The 14,259-nt window shown below is 65.0% G+C and carries 10 protein-coding genes; 3 read left to right on the top strand and 7 right to left on the bottom strand.

Going from position 1 to position 14,259, the window contains the following annotated elements:
• Positions 1-9 precede the first annotated feature (9 nt).
• The 4 genes from D3877_RS03890 to D3877_RS03875 are packed head-to-tail and all read right to left on the bottom strand — an operon-like array spanning position 10 to position 4,283.
• A complete protein-coding gene (locus tag D3877_RS03890; RefSeq protein ID WP_119829424.1) occupies positions 10-2,004 on the bottom strand; it encodes an O-linked N-acetylglucosamine transferase, SPINDLY family protein in 1,995 nt (664 codons plus the stop codon).
• A gap of 1 nt (position 2,005) precedes the next feature.
• Positions 2,006-2,347, bottom strand: a complete 342-nt coding sequence (locus tag D3877_RS03885; protein ID WP_238474722.1) for a YdbL family probable chaperone protein — start codon at positions 2,345-2,347, stop codon at positions 2,006-2,008.
• Positions 2,344-2,607 (bottom strand): YnbE family lipoprotein, encoded by a 264-nt coding sequence (locus D3877_RS03880; RefSeq protein WP_338014558.1) that lies wholly within the window; start codon positions 2,605-2,607, stop codon positions 2,344-2,346. Before D3877_RS03880 ends, D3877_RS03885 begins: the two co-directional genes overlap by 4 nt.
• Positions 2,604-4,283, bottom strand: coding sequence for an intermembrane phospholipid transport protein YdbH family protein (locus D3877_RS03875; protein ID WP_158599780.1), 1,680 nt, complete (start codon positions 4,281-4,283; stop codon positions 2,604-2,606). Before D3877_RS03875 ends, D3877_RS03880 begins: the two co-directional genes overlap by 4 nt.
• A gap of 171 nt (positions 4,284-4,454) precedes the next feature.
• Here D3877_RS03875 and D3877_RS03870 point away from each other — a divergent pair, with 171 nt between their 5' ends.
• The gene (locus D3877_RS03870; RefSeq protein WP_119830768.1) at positions 4,455-5,009 is read left to right on the top strand and encodes a peptidylprolyl isomerase; all 555 of its coding nucleotides are present in this window, start codon (positions 4,455-4,457) and stop codon (positions 5,007-5,009) included.
• 73 nt (positions 5,010-5,082) lie between these two features.
• On the opposite strand, the gene D3877_RS03865 is transcribed toward D3877_RS03870, so the two are convergent.
• A complete protein-coding gene (locus D3877_RS03865; protein WP_119829422.1) occupies positions 5,083-7,788 on the bottom strand; it encodes a serine/threonine-protein kinase in 2,706 nt (901 codons plus the stop codon).
• A gap of 192 nt (positions 7,789-7,980) precedes the next feature.
• Here D3877_RS03865 and D3877_RS03860 point away from each other — a divergent pair, with 192 nt between their 5' ends.
• Positions 7,981-8,889 (top strand): aldose 1-epimerase, encoded by a 909-nt coding sequence (locus D3877_RS03860; protein ID WP_119829421.1) that lies wholly within the window; start codon positions 7,981-7,983, stop codon positions 8,887-8,889.
• A 20-nt stretch (positions 8,890-8,909) separates the two neighbouring features.
• Here the strand turns inward: D3877_RS03860 and D3877_RS03855 are convergent, their stop codons facing one another.
• Together D3877_RS03855 and D3877_RS03850 are read right to left on the bottom strand one after the other, a co-directional pair.
• Positions 8,910-9,701: a lysozyme inhibitor LprI family protein gene (locus tag D3877_RS03855; protein WP_119829420.1), complete on the bottom strand. Its 792-nt coding sequence runs from the start codon at positions 9,699-9,701 to the stop codon at positions 8,910-8,912.
• Between the two features lie 11 nt (positions 9,702-9,712).
• On the bottom strand, positions 9,713-10,615 hold the full coding sequence (locus D3877_RS03850) for a hypothetical protein (RefSeq protein WP_238474721.1): 903 nt from the start codon (positions 10,613-10,615) through the stop codon (positions 9,713-9,715).
• Between the two features lie 262 nt (positions 10,616-10,877).
• Here D3877_RS03850 and D3877_RS03845 point away from each other — a divergent pair, with 262 nt between their 5' ends.
• A complete protein-coding gene (locus D3877_RS03845; protein ID WP_119829418.1) occupies positions 10,878-14,234 on the top strand; it encodes a transglutaminase family protein in 3,357 nt (1,118 codons plus the stop codon).
• The last annotated feature ends 25 nt before the right edge of the window (positions 14,235-14,259 follow it).

Raw genomic sequence — 14,259 nt, 5'->3', positions numbered from 1 at the left:
GGGCTAGGCTCAGCGGTGGGTCTCGCCCCGCGCGTGGTCCGTCCATAGAGTGACGAAAACCTCTTCCAGCGCGCGGGCAAAGCGGTCGGTGTCGAACAGAGCGGCCGTGGGCAAGGCCGCCGCCAGCCGCGCCTTCAGAAGCGCCAAAGCGCCAGGATCGCGGGCCAGCCGCAGCGCCGTCGCTTCATAGGCGTCCCAATCCGTCATCACCAAATCCGGCAAACCGACGGCGCGCGACAGGCTCGCCCCCACCCGTCCGGCAAAGGCGTTTCCCAAAACCGTCAGCACCGGCAACCCGGCCCACAGCGCGTCGCTCGCCGTGGTGTGGGCGCCGACCGGCCCGGTGTCGAGAAACAGGTCAGCCAAGCGGTAGCGCGCCAGATACTCCGGCCCCGGCAAGCGCGGCGAGAAGACCAGCCGTTCCGGCGCAATACCCCGCGCCGCCGCCTCACGCCGCAGGTTGGGCGCCACCTCGGCGTGGCTGTCGAGCAGCCAAAGAACCGAACCGGGCGCGTCGGCGAGAATCCGACACCAGCGGTCGAACAAGGCTGGGTTGATTTTGTAGGCGGCGTTGAAGCAGCAAAAAACGAATCCCTGCTCAGGCAAGCCGCAAGCCGCCCGGCTGGGCGTTTCCCCAATGCGCCGGGCGCCGTCATTCGGCTGGTAACTTTCCGGCAAGCGGATGATTCGCTCGGAAAATTCCGCCGCCCGATCAAGCGGAGCGACCACCGCGTCGGCGATGATCCAATCAATGAAGGGCGCGCCCATGCTTCCCGGATAGCCCAACCATTGCGCCTGAACCGGGGCGGGTCGACAGGCGGCGATCCCGGGGCGGGCGTTGTTGGTGTGGCCCTTCAGATCAATCAGAACATCAACGCCTCGGTCGTGCAGACAGCGCGCGGCGGCCTCGTCGGACAAGGCGGAGAGATCAAGGAATTCGTCGAAACTGCGCCGCAGCCGCGCCCGCAACGCTCCGCCATCGTCAGGCCCATAAGACGCGCCGATGATGGTGAAGCGGCTGCGATCATGACGCTCAATCAGTTCGGCGATCAGCAGCGCCGTGGCGTGCTCGTGAAAATCGGCGGACAGATAGCCGATGCGCAACCGCTCGTCCTTCTTTGTCCGGCGGAGGGGAAAGGCGGGTTGGACGCCGCGCGTGCGCCACGCGCTGTACCGTTCGGCGCACAATCGTTCCAGACGCGGCCCGGCCCCCTCGCCCAGAAAGATCCAGGGGTGAATCTGCTGGCTGGTTCCATCGCGGACCGCCGCGACCAGCCGTTCGGACAGAATCTCCAGACCATCCCATCGGCACAGATGGCGGCGCTGCTGTATCAACTGCGCCCGCACCCCGCCATTGTCGGGGAGGCCCAGACGCAAGGCGCGCTCGAACACCGGCAGGCTGTCGGGCAGACGCCCGACCTCCTTCAACGCCAGGGCCAAATTGGCTTGAGCCTCGGCCAGATCGGGGCGGAGGGCCAGCGTGTTGCGAAAGCCCTGGACGGCCTCCACCATCTTGCCCTGATCCCGCCACACCGCCGCCAGATTGAGCCACCCGACGGCCAGCCCGCCATCCAGCGCCACGGCCCGGCGCAGCGCCATGTCCGCCTCGGCCAGACGCCCCAGCTCGCGCAGCATGGCGCCTTGGTTGCACGCGGCGCCGGCGAAATTCGGCATCAGCCGGGCGGCCTCCCCATAGGCGTCCGCCGCCTCGGCGGTCCGACCCAGGGTTTGCAGCGTGACGCCAAGGTTGAAATGGTTGCCGCCGAAACTTGGCAGCCACGCCACGGCTTTTCGGTGATGAGCCTCGGCCTCCATGGCGCGGCCTTGGCGACGCAACGCTTCAGCATAGTTGGAGCGGGCCACCGCCTCTTCCGGCAAGCCGGGCTGGTCCAGCGCGTCCAGCGTGGCGAACAGGGCGCTCAGAGCCGCCGCGTCGTTCGGCTGTTCGGCCAAGCGACGGCGACAATCGGCCAGCGCGCCGCGAAGATCGGTGGTCGTGGTCACGTCACTTTCGCCGCCACTGCCCCGCCGGGGTCATCACGAACTGACCGGCGGGAGTCCGTTCCACCAGCTGCTCCCCGGCCACCGCCTGGACCTTGTCCAGCGCCGTCCCATTGCCGCGCGCGATCTCCTGATAGCGGGCCAGGCGCTGGGCGTTGATGTCGGAAGCCAGCGCGCGCGCGGCGGCTGGAGCGTCGGGCAGCGCGCCGACCAACCCATCGGGCCGCTCGCCAATCTGTCCCGCCGTCTTGGCGGCGCTCAGGGCGTCCTGGCCATAGACCAGCATCGGCGCGCCCAGACTCAGGAGCAGGGCGAGAAGGGCGGGAATGAAGCGGCGCGTCATCATGGCGTTTGTCCCTTCACCGGAGCGGGCGGCAGGCCGAACAGGGCCGGATCGTTGCGGATGGCGCTGTCCACATCCCGCTCGACCCGCACGCGGACCTCTTGCTCGATCCGAATGTTCAGATTGATCTCGATGGGTTTGTCGGGCGCTTCGATTTTGATCGTCGGCGAACAGGCCGCCAGCGCCAAAATCGGAAGGCCAAGCGCGAGCGGAAGACGGACGCGTGGACGATGAGGGGGCCGGTGTTTCATGATGACGGTCACGGTTCCTTGTGGCCAACGCCGAGATGGTCAGCGCCGGGATGGTCGAAGCCGGTCATGCGTTCGCGCACCGCATCCGGGATGTGGTAGGCGTCGAGACTCTGCCGCAAAATCCGGTCAAGCGCGCCCGACAGAGTAAGATTAAGGGCGACTGGATAGCCATCGTAGAATGTGGGGTTGGTTCCGCGCACCGCCAAGCCCGCGCGCAACTCGCCCCCCGCCTCCCCGTCAAGGGACAACCGCAGGCTCTCGTAACGGAAATCGCTCAGCGCCCCCATCAACAGCGCGGTTGGGCTGCCTTCAGGACCGGACAGCCCCGCCGGTGGGCTGGCGGGCGCGTAGCGCAGCGTGCCGGGCGCGGAGGTCTCGAACACCCCTCCCACCAAACGCGCGCGTCCGTCTTGGATGCGGACCGGCAAAACGCCAGACAGAACCCCCGTCGCCGCCATCCCCTCAACCTGGATCATCTCCAGCAGCTTGGCCACGTCCACCCCCTGGGCGCGCAGGGTGATGAGGCCCTTGGGCGCCGTCGGAGACAGCTCGAACGGATCGGCGCGCACCGTGCCGCCGCTCCAGCGCCAAACCGCCTCGTCCACATCCACCCGCCGGTCGCGGCCATAGCCAAAGCGGATGACCCCGTCGGTCAGCGGCACGCCGACGTCCAGCAACGCCATCGCCACGCTCTGCCCATCGGGAATGACCGGCGGCCACAGGCTGGACAGGGCGACAGCCCCGTTCAAGCCGACGACCGTCACCGGCCCGACCACGCCGCCAAGGCTCTCGATCAGCAGCTTTCCACTGGAGCGCAGCGCGTCGCCCTTCCAGCTCAGCGCCGCCCGCGCGGTGAGCGCGCCGCTGACCTTGGTCAGGAGCGACGCCAGCAGCGGCGACAGATCGTTCAGCTTGGCTCCTTTGCCGCCAAGCCGCAGGGGTTTGCCGCGCAACTCCGCTTGTCCGGTCCCGGCGGCCGGATCATGGGAGCCGGAAAAATCCACCGTCAGCGCGCCATGACCGCCGGTCACGGCGCCGGAAAACCGCCACGCCTCCCCCGCAGAGTGATCGGCGCGCGCCACCAACGACAGAGGGGTGACGACGGGCAAGGCGCGGCCGTCGCGAATCGCGCCGACGCTCAGATCCAGCGTGACGGCGCTGTTTGAGGCTTGCGTCAGCCCCACAGACACGGTGTCGGCGCGCAACTGGCGTGTCGGCGCGTCAATCCGTGGAACCAGCAGAGCGCCGGTCAGCGCCGCTCCCTGCGGAGACCAGCGAAGCAACGGCCCGCCATCAACCGCGCACAGGCGCGCGCCTTCGGGGGCCAACAGTGGCGTTCCGGCAACCGTCACATCCTCAACGCGCAGCGTCAGACAGCCGACCGGCGTCAGAGCAAGGTCGCCCCACCCCAGCCAATCAACCGCCAGCGCGCCAGACAGGTTGATGAGACCGCCCATGGCGTCGCCGCCCACCGCCGGATCTTTCACCAGCGTGACGGCCAGGATCAGCCCCGGCGGCGAAAGCGTCAGTTCCAAAGCGTCGATGGTCGCAACGGTCCCCTCGATCCCGGCCTCCCGCAGAGCCGCCGTCGTCCGTTCGTCGAGACGGGCGCGCAAAAGGGAAAACGCCGTGACCGCAAGCGCCACCAGAATCGCCAGCGTCACCGTCGTCGCCCATCGCCCGCGCATCCTCATTCCCCGTCCCCACCCCATCTGTGCAACAACCTGATGAACACCCACGCACGACCCTATCGCCCGTGACCATTGAAGGATACAGTCCGCCGCGTCGGGCGGCTTTGCATGGGGCGGCTTTTCCCCTATGGTCCCCGGCGCGGAATTCGGCTCATCGGAGTGTTTCCCATGTTGCGGTGGACCCGCGTCTTGCTGGCGGCCCTGTTCGCCACGTTTCTATTCTCTCAGGGGGAGGCCAAGGCCTTGGAACCGGAAAACACCCTTTATCTCGACCTCAAAGACGGTCGCGTGGTGATCGAGCTGCGCCCGGATCTGGCGCCGAATCACGTCGCCCGCATCAAGGAGCTGACTCGCGCGGGCTTCTACAACGGCGTCGTCTTCCACCGCGTGATCGACGGCTTCATGGCCCAGACGGGCGACCCGACCGGCACCGGCTCGGGTGGTTCGGGCAAGGCGAAGCTGAAGGCCGAATTCTCCAGCACGCCGCACATTCGCGGCACGCTGTCGATGGCCCGCACCAACGATCCCGACAGCGCGGACAGCCAGTTCTTCATTTGCTTCGCCCCGTCGTCCTTCCTCGACCGTCAGTACACGGTGTGGGGCCGCGTCGTCGAAGGCATGGATTTCGTTGACAAGATCAAGAAGGGCAGCCAGTCCCGGAATGGTCAAGTCACCGACCCTGACAAGATCATCAAGATGCAGGTTGCGGCGGACGCCAAGTAACGTCCTCGTTGTCTTGCCGACGAAAAAAGAAGGGACTGGTTCGCCAGTCCCTTCTTTGCCTTGAAGAAAAGCGTTACACGGTTCCCAGCGCGTTGGTCATCAAACGCAACAAGTCGCGCATGCTCTGCGGACGTTCCTGCCAGCGCATGGAAAGACCCGACAGCAGCACTTTTTCAAAGGCGGGCGACAGACCGGCGCCCAACTCGTTGGGTTTGGGCACCTTATCGTTCATGAAGCGCGCGGTGGCGTCCGGCGGCGTCTTGCCGGTCAGGGCCTGATAGATCGTCGCGCACATGGCGTAGACGTCCGACCAAGGCCCTTGCTTGCCTTCGTTGGAATATTGCTCAGGCGGGGCGAAGCCGGGCTTGAGGATCACCGTCAACCCGGCCCCCTGCCCGCTGGTCGCCTGACGGGCCGCGCCGAAATCCAGCAACTTCCGCTCACCGGCGTTGGTCAGAAAAATATTGTCGGGGCTGATGTCCCGGTGGATCAGCCCCTGATCATGAATGGTTTGCAACGCCTTCATGATCGGGCCAAGCACCGACAGGGTGCGGCGCACGTCCAGCCGCCCGCCGCTGTCGGCGAGGTATTTTTTCATGGTGCGGCCTTCCAGCAGCTCCATGACCAAATAGGCGGTGGCGTTTTCCTCGAAGAAATCCTGAACGCCAACGATCTCCTTGACGTCGCGCAGGCGGGCCAGCATGCGCGCCTCGTCCAGGAATTTGGTCAGACCGGAGGAAAAGCTCTGGGCGTGCTCATCGGAAAAGGGAATGACGTTGCTGGACCCTTGGGCGCGGGAAATCAGGCTGGAGGGGTAATATTCCTTGATCGCCACCTTCACATGCAGGCGGTCGTCCCAGCCCAAATAGGTCGCACCAAAACCGCCCTGCCCCAGCACCCGGCCAGCCTTGTAGCGGCTCATCAACGTGGTGCCCGGCATCAAGTGGACGCCGGGCCGGTTGTCGGATTTGGCCGGATAGCCGCAATCCCGGCAGGCGTCCGGCGCGGGGCGAGCGGCAAAGCAGCTCGGGCAGATGTCCAAGCTCGCTACCGCCGAACTGGCCGTGCTGGGGCCGCGCGGGGCCGCCACCGTCATCGCCATGCCCGGCGGTTGCGGGGGTTGCACGACGGGCGGTGAGCGGGGCGGGGCAACCATCACGGTTTCCGCCGCGAGGCCCCGCATCACCGGCGTGAGCAATGGCGCAGCCACGGTGGCCGCCGTTTGAACCATTGGAATCTGTGGAGCTGGAGCCGACGATGTCGGGATCTGCCGCAAACGCTCCAACAGCTCGAACAGGCGGCGAACCTCGGCCTGCGCCATCTCATTGTTCTGTTGGGCGGCGAGATCGGCCTGAAACTGCGGCTGACGAACGATCTCCAGGATGTGCTGGCGCATCAGAGGCAGCGCGCCATCGTCACGGATCAGGTTGGAACAGGCGATTTCCGCAAGCCGAATCGTGCGGCGGCGCAGCACCGGCTCCATCTGGCGAAGGCGGGCGGCGAGACGGCCTGACTTCACATAGTCGTCAACCGACCGTTCGGCCCGCGCGGCGATGCGCGCGCGCGCGTCTTCGGGCAGACCCGAGGCGCGAATGGACGCCACCGCCGCGCTGAATCCCTGCTCCAGCAACGCTGTGTCGGGCGTCTGGACCAGCATGTTTTCAATCAGAACCTCATTGCCGACCGCCGCCTCCAGCGAAGCGACAATCTCGTCCATGTGCCGCTCGGCGGCGGGGGCGGCGGACACAGCGGTCAGATAATGGATGCGACAGATCAGGTCTGATTGCCCCTCGCTGACGCCAACGATGGATTTGCGGTAAGCGCTGGCCCCGCCCTGCTCCAAACGACGGGAATAGCGCACCGTCAGGCCATCAGCCATCGCAGGGCCGCCGATCAGACCGCCGCGAGTCAGAAGATGGCCGGTCAGCGTCTTGAGAATCTCACCCTCTTGATCGACGCTCCCCCGCCCCAAGGGTTGCGGAGCCTTCAATTGCCGGCGGATGCGGTCGAGCAGCGCCATCCGCGCTTGCGGAAGCTTTCCTTGGCGGAACAATGCGTTGAGCACACCCAGCCGATTCGGCCCCATGGCGTCCATGCTGACCCGACCGAACAACAGTTCGCACAGCATCACAAGAAACGAACCGGGCAGCAGAGTGTTGCCGAACAGCTCCATCCCGGCGCCGACCGACGTCAAAACATCGCCAATGACACCATCGACCGCGTCGGACAGCCGCGTATCCTTGTCCCACTGGTAAAGGTCGAGCAATCGGTCCAGCTTGACCGACCATGTGCGAAGCTCGTTCAACTCAACGCTGAGCGCCACCCGCAGATCATAAGCCACGTCGCCCGTCGGCGATTTCCCCGGCGGCGCCGCCAGCACCGAATCAATGGCCGACCGCCCCTTGGGGATGCTGGCGAAGGCCACTTGGGCTATTCGCGCCTTGCCCCAAGTCTCGTCAATCGCGGTCTGGATCGCCAGTCGGCGGGCGCGCTGCTCTTGCCCGGGCAAACGCGCTTGAACGGTGGCGATCTTGGCCGCCGCGCTTTCGACAAGCTGGCCGCTGTCCATCAGCGCCTTCAAGGCTTTGGCGTGATGGATCACCTCGGTCGGCGTCAGCACCAGCGGGTCCAGATAGGACCGCAGCGCGACGCCGATCACAACGCGAGCCTGCCAGGCGTGGTAATCGGCCAAGCTTGCGCAAAGCTCCGCCTCATCGACGACGCCGACGGAGGTGGAGGGCGAAGGAGCAACCGGGCGGTTTGGCAGCGGGCTGGACACACGAACCTTTCAGAGACGGCAAACGGGCGGCGACATCGCGGAGACGACAGTGTGATCTCGCGTCGGTAAAGGACGCGTATACGATAGCGAGATTTTTCGTCAAAAACACGGGGGTTCACTACCACCCGCGCCCGTTCCTTTCCGTCTTCGCATGTGCGATAAAAGCGGAGGGACAAGCAGCGGGGAACGCTCATGATTGAGACCGGCGATGATGTTGTGTTGCAGCATGGCGCCATGGTCTGCCGCCTTGCTCCCCTCTGCGGCGGGGCAATCGCCTCATGGACGAAAACCGGCGTCAACGGCTCCGTTGATCTGTTCCGCCCGGCGCCCACCAGCGCAAAATTCGGCCTGTCGCCAACGGACATGGCCTGTTTTCCGCTGGTTCCCTTTTCAAACCGGATCGCCGGGGGACGCTTCACCTTTCAGGGGCGCTCCGTGACGCTGCCGCCCAACCCCGGCTTTTCACACGCCATCCACGGCCATGGCTGGACCGCGCCCTGGACGGTCGAAGAGCGCGGCGACCGGGCCGCCCGTCTGTCCTACCATCATCAAGCCGACGCTTGGCCGTGGCGCTACAGCGCCTTTCAGACCATCGCGCTCGACGATGACGGGTTGATCGTGACCCTGGATTTGGTGAACGACTCCGACAGCGACATGCCCGCTGGTTTGGGGTTGCACCCGTATTTTCCCAAGCCGCCCGGCACGCGGGTGACGGCGGGACTGAGTGGCATGTGGGAGAGCGACGACAGCGTTTTGCCGCGCGCGCGCTCTCCGTTGCCGATCACCCTGGATTTTCCGGCGGGGGTCGCCATGGATGACGGCGTGATTCTCGACCACGGCTTCACCGGCTGGAATGGTTTGGCGACGGTGACGTGGACCGATGGGGCGGCGGAGGGAACAAGCGTCAGCATGGTGGCCGACGGCCCGTTTGGACACCTGATCGTTTACGCCCCGGCCAGGGACTCCTTCCTCTGCCTGGAGCCGGTCACTCACATGACCGACGCGGTCAACCATCCAGACGAGGCCGACGCCGGGGTCATCGCCCTGCCCCCCGGTGAACGCTTGAGCGGCACGGTGCGCTTTCGCGTGTCACCGCTTTAAGCCAGACGGGGTTGAAGGCGTCAGCGGCAGCGGACAAAGCTGGCGGCGAAGGTGGACGGCGGCGCCATCTGAACGGTCAAACGATCCAGGCGCGGCGTTTCCGCCGCGTCCAGGCGAACCAGCGCCAGGATGTTGCCGTTCCCATCGATCACATTGACGCCCTTGCTGAATTCGCCGGTCGCAGCCAGACGGCCTTCAACCGGAAAACCAGGAATGCGCGGATCGACCAGATTGGCCGTCTGCTCCCGCGTCACCTCAAGATACGAGCTGCGGCAATCATCGATGGCGGCGCGGCTGATCGGATCGGCCTTGGCCCAGCGCCCGACCAGGGCGTTGACCGACACCGGGCGTGTCAAGGTTGCCGGACGCGCCTGGACCGGGACCAAGCGCGGGGCGGCGGCGTCGGTGATGCTCAGCGGCAGGTCTGCGACCGGCTTGCCGCGCGCCGCACGCTGCGCCTCAATCTGCGCCGTGCGCGTGGAAAAGCTGCGCGCCAAACACTCTGTTCGTGCTTTTGTCGCCTTGGCGTCGGTCAGATCACCGGGCGCGACCGGGCAAATCTCGTTGCGACGGGACAGCCACAGGGTTTGCTGGGCGTCAATGGCCAACCGCCCGTTGGCGTCGGTGGTCTCGCCCAGCGCCGCCACGGCCCCATCCAAGCCGCTCGCCGCTTGGCTGAGCGCGGCGTCGCGGCAAATCAGTTGCGCCATCGGCGTGTCGGCGGCGGCGCAATCATCAGCGGCCAGGGCCGGAGCCACCGCCAGAAACCCAGCCAGAAGACCGCCAACCGAGCCAAGCAGAACAGACCACATCGCAAAATCCCTCAGGCCGCCGGGAACGCTTCCAGCACCGCTTTCACCTGACGCTGGAAATCCTGATCGCTGCGATAGCGCGTCACGACCGACTTGTCACGCTCCACGAAGAACATCATGGATTCGCGGCTGGGCATGGCGCGCGGGCTGGGTTTGTCGAGCAGCTCGCCGTTCCAATCAACGCGCGCCATGAAATAGACGGCGCGGGCGAACAGCATGAACAGCTTGTTGTCGGGCGCCAATTTTTCCCGTCGAATCAGGGCGTAATAGTAATAATTGCGGCCATGAAAATAGCAGGTGTGGATGGCTTGCAAGGCGGCGAAACGCTCATCGGGGGAATTGACCTGCTTGAGAGCCTTTTCCATACGGAAACCAGAAAAAAAATACTCGCGCGCCTCATGCTCAAAGGAAAAGGCGCTGCCCTTCACCAACGCCATTTGCTCGCCATACCGCTTCAGCGCGCGGTTCATCAGCAGTTCCAGATACCGACGTTCGATCATCAGCGTGTCGGGGATCTGCGGCAGCATCTCGAACACATGGCGCAGATGATACGGATGCCGAACGACGATGATCGGAACCGAGGATTTCTTGCGCTTGGCGGGCGCGCGTTTTTCCGCCACCAGAGTGACGGAGGGCGACAACGACGCCATGGTCGCCTGGATGGTGTCGTGCAGTTTCCAGCGCAGCTTGGTGTCCGCCGATTGGCTGCCCATGCTGAAGCGGGACATCGCACGCTTGATGCGGCTGCCAAGGGTTTCCTTGGGCAATTTGTTGGTTGGCAGATTGGGAACGACCAACGGGTTGCCCAAAATATCGTTCGGCGGCGGCAGCGGTTTGAAATTGAAATATTTCCCCGTGACCACACCACGGCCAGCGCCCCCCATTCCGCCGGAGGACTGGGAATCGCCATCCATGGAAGAGGCCGCCAACGACACCATCCTATTTTCTAACCCTGACTGAAAGAATTACCCAAACGTTAACCTATATAGAGAGGAACGCGAACGGATGAAAGTCTGGCCGCGTCCGTTGAGAAAGATCGTGACTTTTTCGCAACTGCGATAGAGCCACGACGCACGCGCCCTGTCAGGGCGGATTTATCAATGATACCGTGGTGGGCGAAGCGCCGGACAAACCGGCGCGTGCATAGATTTTGAACAGGCATGAGGTGGGGTACACATGGCGATCCACGTCGCGTTGAACCATAAGACCATTTACCGTTACGACCGGCTGGTCTCCCTCGGTCCACAGATCGTCCGCCTTCGCCCCGCTCCGCATTGTCGAACGCCGATCCTCAGCTATTCGCTGCGCGTGACGCCGAAACATCATTTCCTGAATTGGCAACAGGATCCGCAATCCAACTATCAGGCCCGCTTCGTCTTCCCGGAAAAAACACGGGAATTCATCATCGAGGTCGATCTGGTCGCCGAAATCGCCTCGATCAACCCCTTCGACTTCTTTCTAGAAGAGAAGGCCGGGCATTTCCCCTTCGCCTACGAAGACTGGCTGCAAAAGGAACTTCGCCCCTATCTGGAGACCGAAGAGGTCGAACCGGCGCTGGCGGAGTATCTGACCGGGATCCCCCGCGACAAGACCCCGACCATTGATTTCCTGATCGCCATCAACCAACGGCTTCAGGGCGAAATCGGCTATGTCATTCGGATGGAGCCGGGCATCCAGACCTGCCAGGAAACGCTGACCAAACGCACCGGGTCGTGCCGCGATTCGGCGTGGCTGCTGGTGCAGATCTTCCGCCATCTCGGTTTGGCCTCCCGCTTCGTCTCGGGCTATTTGATCCAGCTCACCGCCGATCAAAAGTCGTTGGACGGCCCGTCCGGCACCGAAACCGACTTCACCGACCTGCACGCATGGACCGAGGTTTTCTTGCCCGGCGCCGGTTGGGTTGGGTTGGATCCCACCTCCGGCTTGCTGGCGGGCGAGGGGCACATCCCGCTGGCCTGCACGCCCGACGCGTCGTCCGCCGCGCCGATTTCCGGCCTCGTTGACGAGGCGGAGGTCGAGTTTGAGCATGAGATGACCGTCACGCGCATTTTTGAAGCGCCGCGCGTCACCAAGCCCTACACGCCGCAGCAATGGACGGCCATCGAGGCGCTCGGCCATCGGGTGGATGAGGATCTGAAGGCGGGCGACGTCCGTCTGACCATGGGCGGCGAGCCGACCTTCGTGTCGATCGACGACATGGAAGGGGCGGAATGGAACACCGCCGCCGTCGGCCCCAACAAGCGCCGTCTGGCCGCCGACTTGGTCCACCGCATGATGAAGCGCTTCGCCCCCGGCGGGCTGCTGCATTTTGGCCAAGGCAAATGGTATCCTGGCGAATCGCTGCCACGCTGGGCGATGACCGTCTATTGGCGTCGCGACGGCGAAGCGCTGTGGGCCAACACCGACCTGCTGGCGCGCGAGAACATTGATTACGGCCACACCGCGCAGGACGCGGGCGTGTTCCTGGTCACGCTGGCCAAGCGGTTGGGCGTCGATCCGGCTGTGGTGCTCGCCGCTTATGAGGATTCTTGGTATTACCTGAACAAGGAAGCCAAGCTTCCCGTCAACGTCGATCCGCTGGAAAGCAAGCTGGACGACAAGGAAGAACGCGCCCGCTTGGCCCGCGTCTTCACCAAGGGCCTGAACGAGCCGGTCGGCTTCGCCATGCCGATCAACCGCCGCATGACCCAGAAGGGTCCGGTATGGCTGTCCAGCACATGGCCGCTGCGCCAGCAAAAGCTGGTGCTGATTCCCGGCGACAGCCCGGTCGGCTACCGCCTGCCCCTGGGATCCCTGCCCTGGGTGTCGAAGAGCGATTACCCCTACGCCTGGGAAACCGATCCCTTTGAGGAGCGGAAGCCCCTGCCCCCCCACCCGCTCCAACGCAGCCAGGACACCCGCCGCGCCGCGCGCGAGGCGGATCGCGGCGTGCATGGCGAGGCGCGCGAGGCGCAGCGCCAACGGGTGATGGCCGAGGTCCGCGCCGAAGTCCCCGAAGAGGGCAAATCGGCGTGGTGGATCGTCCGCACCGCGCTGACCTGCGAGGCGCGCAACGGTCGTCTGCACATGTTCATGCCACCGATGAGCACGCTGGAAGACTACATCGCCATGCTGGCGGAGATCGAGGCGACCGCCGTCGAACTCGACATGCCGGTGGTGATCGAAGGCTACCAGCCGCCCAAGGACCCGCGTCTGAACTCGCTGGCCGTCACCCCCGACCCCGGCGTGATCGAGGTGAACATCCACCCGGCCCACAGTTGGGACGAGTTGGTGCGCAACACCATCGACCTGTACGAAGACGCCCGGCAATCCCGCCTGTGCGCTGAGAAGTTCATGATCGACGGTCGCCATTCCGGCACCGGCGGCGGCAATCATGTGGTGATGGGCGGCATCACCGCGTCAGACAGCCCGTTCCTGCGCCGCCCCGATCTGCTGCGCAGCCTCATCACCTATTGGCAGAATCACCCGGCGCTGTCCTACGTCTTCTCGGGCATGTTCATCGGCCCGACCAGCCAGGCCCCGCGCGTGGACGAGGCGCGCGACGACCAGCTTTACGAGCTGGAAATCGCCTTCAACCAGATCGATCAGCAACTGGCCAGCTTTGGCCAGTGCCCGCCCTGGATGATCGACCGCATCCTGCGCAACCTGCTGGTGGATGTTCAGGGCAACACCCACCGGGCGGAATTCTGCATCGACAAGCTTTATTCGCCCGACAGCTCCACCGGGCGGCTTGGGCTGGTCGAGTTCCGCGCCTTTGAAATGCCGCCGCACGCGGAAATGAGCCTGACGCAGCAGCTTCTGATGCGGGCGCTGGTCGCCCGCTTCTGGAAGACGCCCTACAAGGGCAAGCTGGTGCGCTGGGGCAACGAGTTGCACGACCGTTTCATGCTGCCCTATTTCGTGCAGCAGGATTTGAACGACGTGTTGCAGGATTTGCGCGATCACGGCTATCCGCTTCAGGACAACTGGTTCGCCCCGCACATGAATTTCCGCTTCCCCACCTATGGGCAGGTCAACCAGCGCGGCATCAGCCTGGAACTGCGCATGGCGTTGGAGCCGTGGCATGTTCTGGGCGAGGAACCGGGCGGCGGCGGCACCGTGCGCTATGTGGACAGTTCGGTGGAGCGGGTGCAGGTGCGCGTGAACGGCCTGATCGACGCCCGTTTCGCCATCACCTGCAACGGGCGGCGCGTGCCGCTGGTCCCCACCGGGACGGAGGGCGAGTTCGTCGGCGGCGTGCGTTATCGCGCGTGGCAGCCGCCCTCTTGCCTGCACCCGACCATTCCGGTTCACACGCCGTTGATCTTCGACATCGTGGACACTTGGGCCGGTCGCTCCATCGGTGGCAGCACCTATCACGTCATGCATCCGGGCGGGCGCAACTACGACACCTTCCCGGTCAACGCGAACGAGGCGGAGGGCCGTCGTCTGGCCCGCTTCTTCCCCTTCGGCCACACGCCGGGGCCGATGACCGTGGCGGCGGAGGAGCGCAACCCGCAATTCCCGATGACGCTGGATCTGCGGCGCGGCTAAGGCGGCGCGGCTAAGGTTGTTTCCG

The organism is Azospirillum cavernae (assembly GCF_003590795.1).
Classification (GTDB): Bacteria; Pseudomonadota; Alphaproteobacteria; order Azospirillales; family Azospirillaceae; genus Azospirillum; species Azospirillum cavernae.
Note: the sequence above shows the minus strand (reverse complement) of the source record. Positions and strands in the feature narration are given on the sequence as shown.

What these genes read in the sequence shown, in the direction of transcription:
- D3877_RS03850 (WP_238474721.1), bottom strand. Translation starts at nt 10,615, where the DNA reads ATGGATGGCGATTCCCAGTCCTCCGGCGGAATGGGGGGCGCTGGCCGT.
- D3877_RS03845 (WP_119829418.1), top strand. Translation starts at nt 10,878, where the DNA reads ATGGCGATCCACGTCGCGTTGAACCATAAGACCATTTACCGTTACGAC.
- D3877_RS03870 (WP_119830768.1), top strand. Translation starts at nt 4,455, where the DNA reads ATGTTGCGGTGGACCCGCGTCTTGCTGGCGGCCCTGTTCGCCACGTTT.
- D3877_RS03860 (WP_119829421.1), top strand. Translation starts at nt 7,981, where the DNA reads ATGATTGAGACCGGCGATGATGTTGTGTTGCAGCATGGCGCCATGGTC.
- D3877_RS03855 (WP_119829420.1), bottom strand. Translation starts at nt 9,701, where the DNA reads ATGTGGTCTGTTCTGCTTGGCTCGGTTGGCGGTCTTCTGGCTGGGTTT.
- D3877_RS03875 (WP_158599780.1), bottom strand. Translation starts at nt 4,283, where the DNA reads ATGCGCGGGCGATGGGCGACGACGGTGACGCTGGCGATTCTGGTGGCG.
- D3877_RS03885 (WP_238474722.1), bottom strand. Translation starts at nt 2,347, where the DNA reads ATGATGACGCGCCGCTTCATTCCCGCCCTTCTCGCCCTGCTCCTGAGT.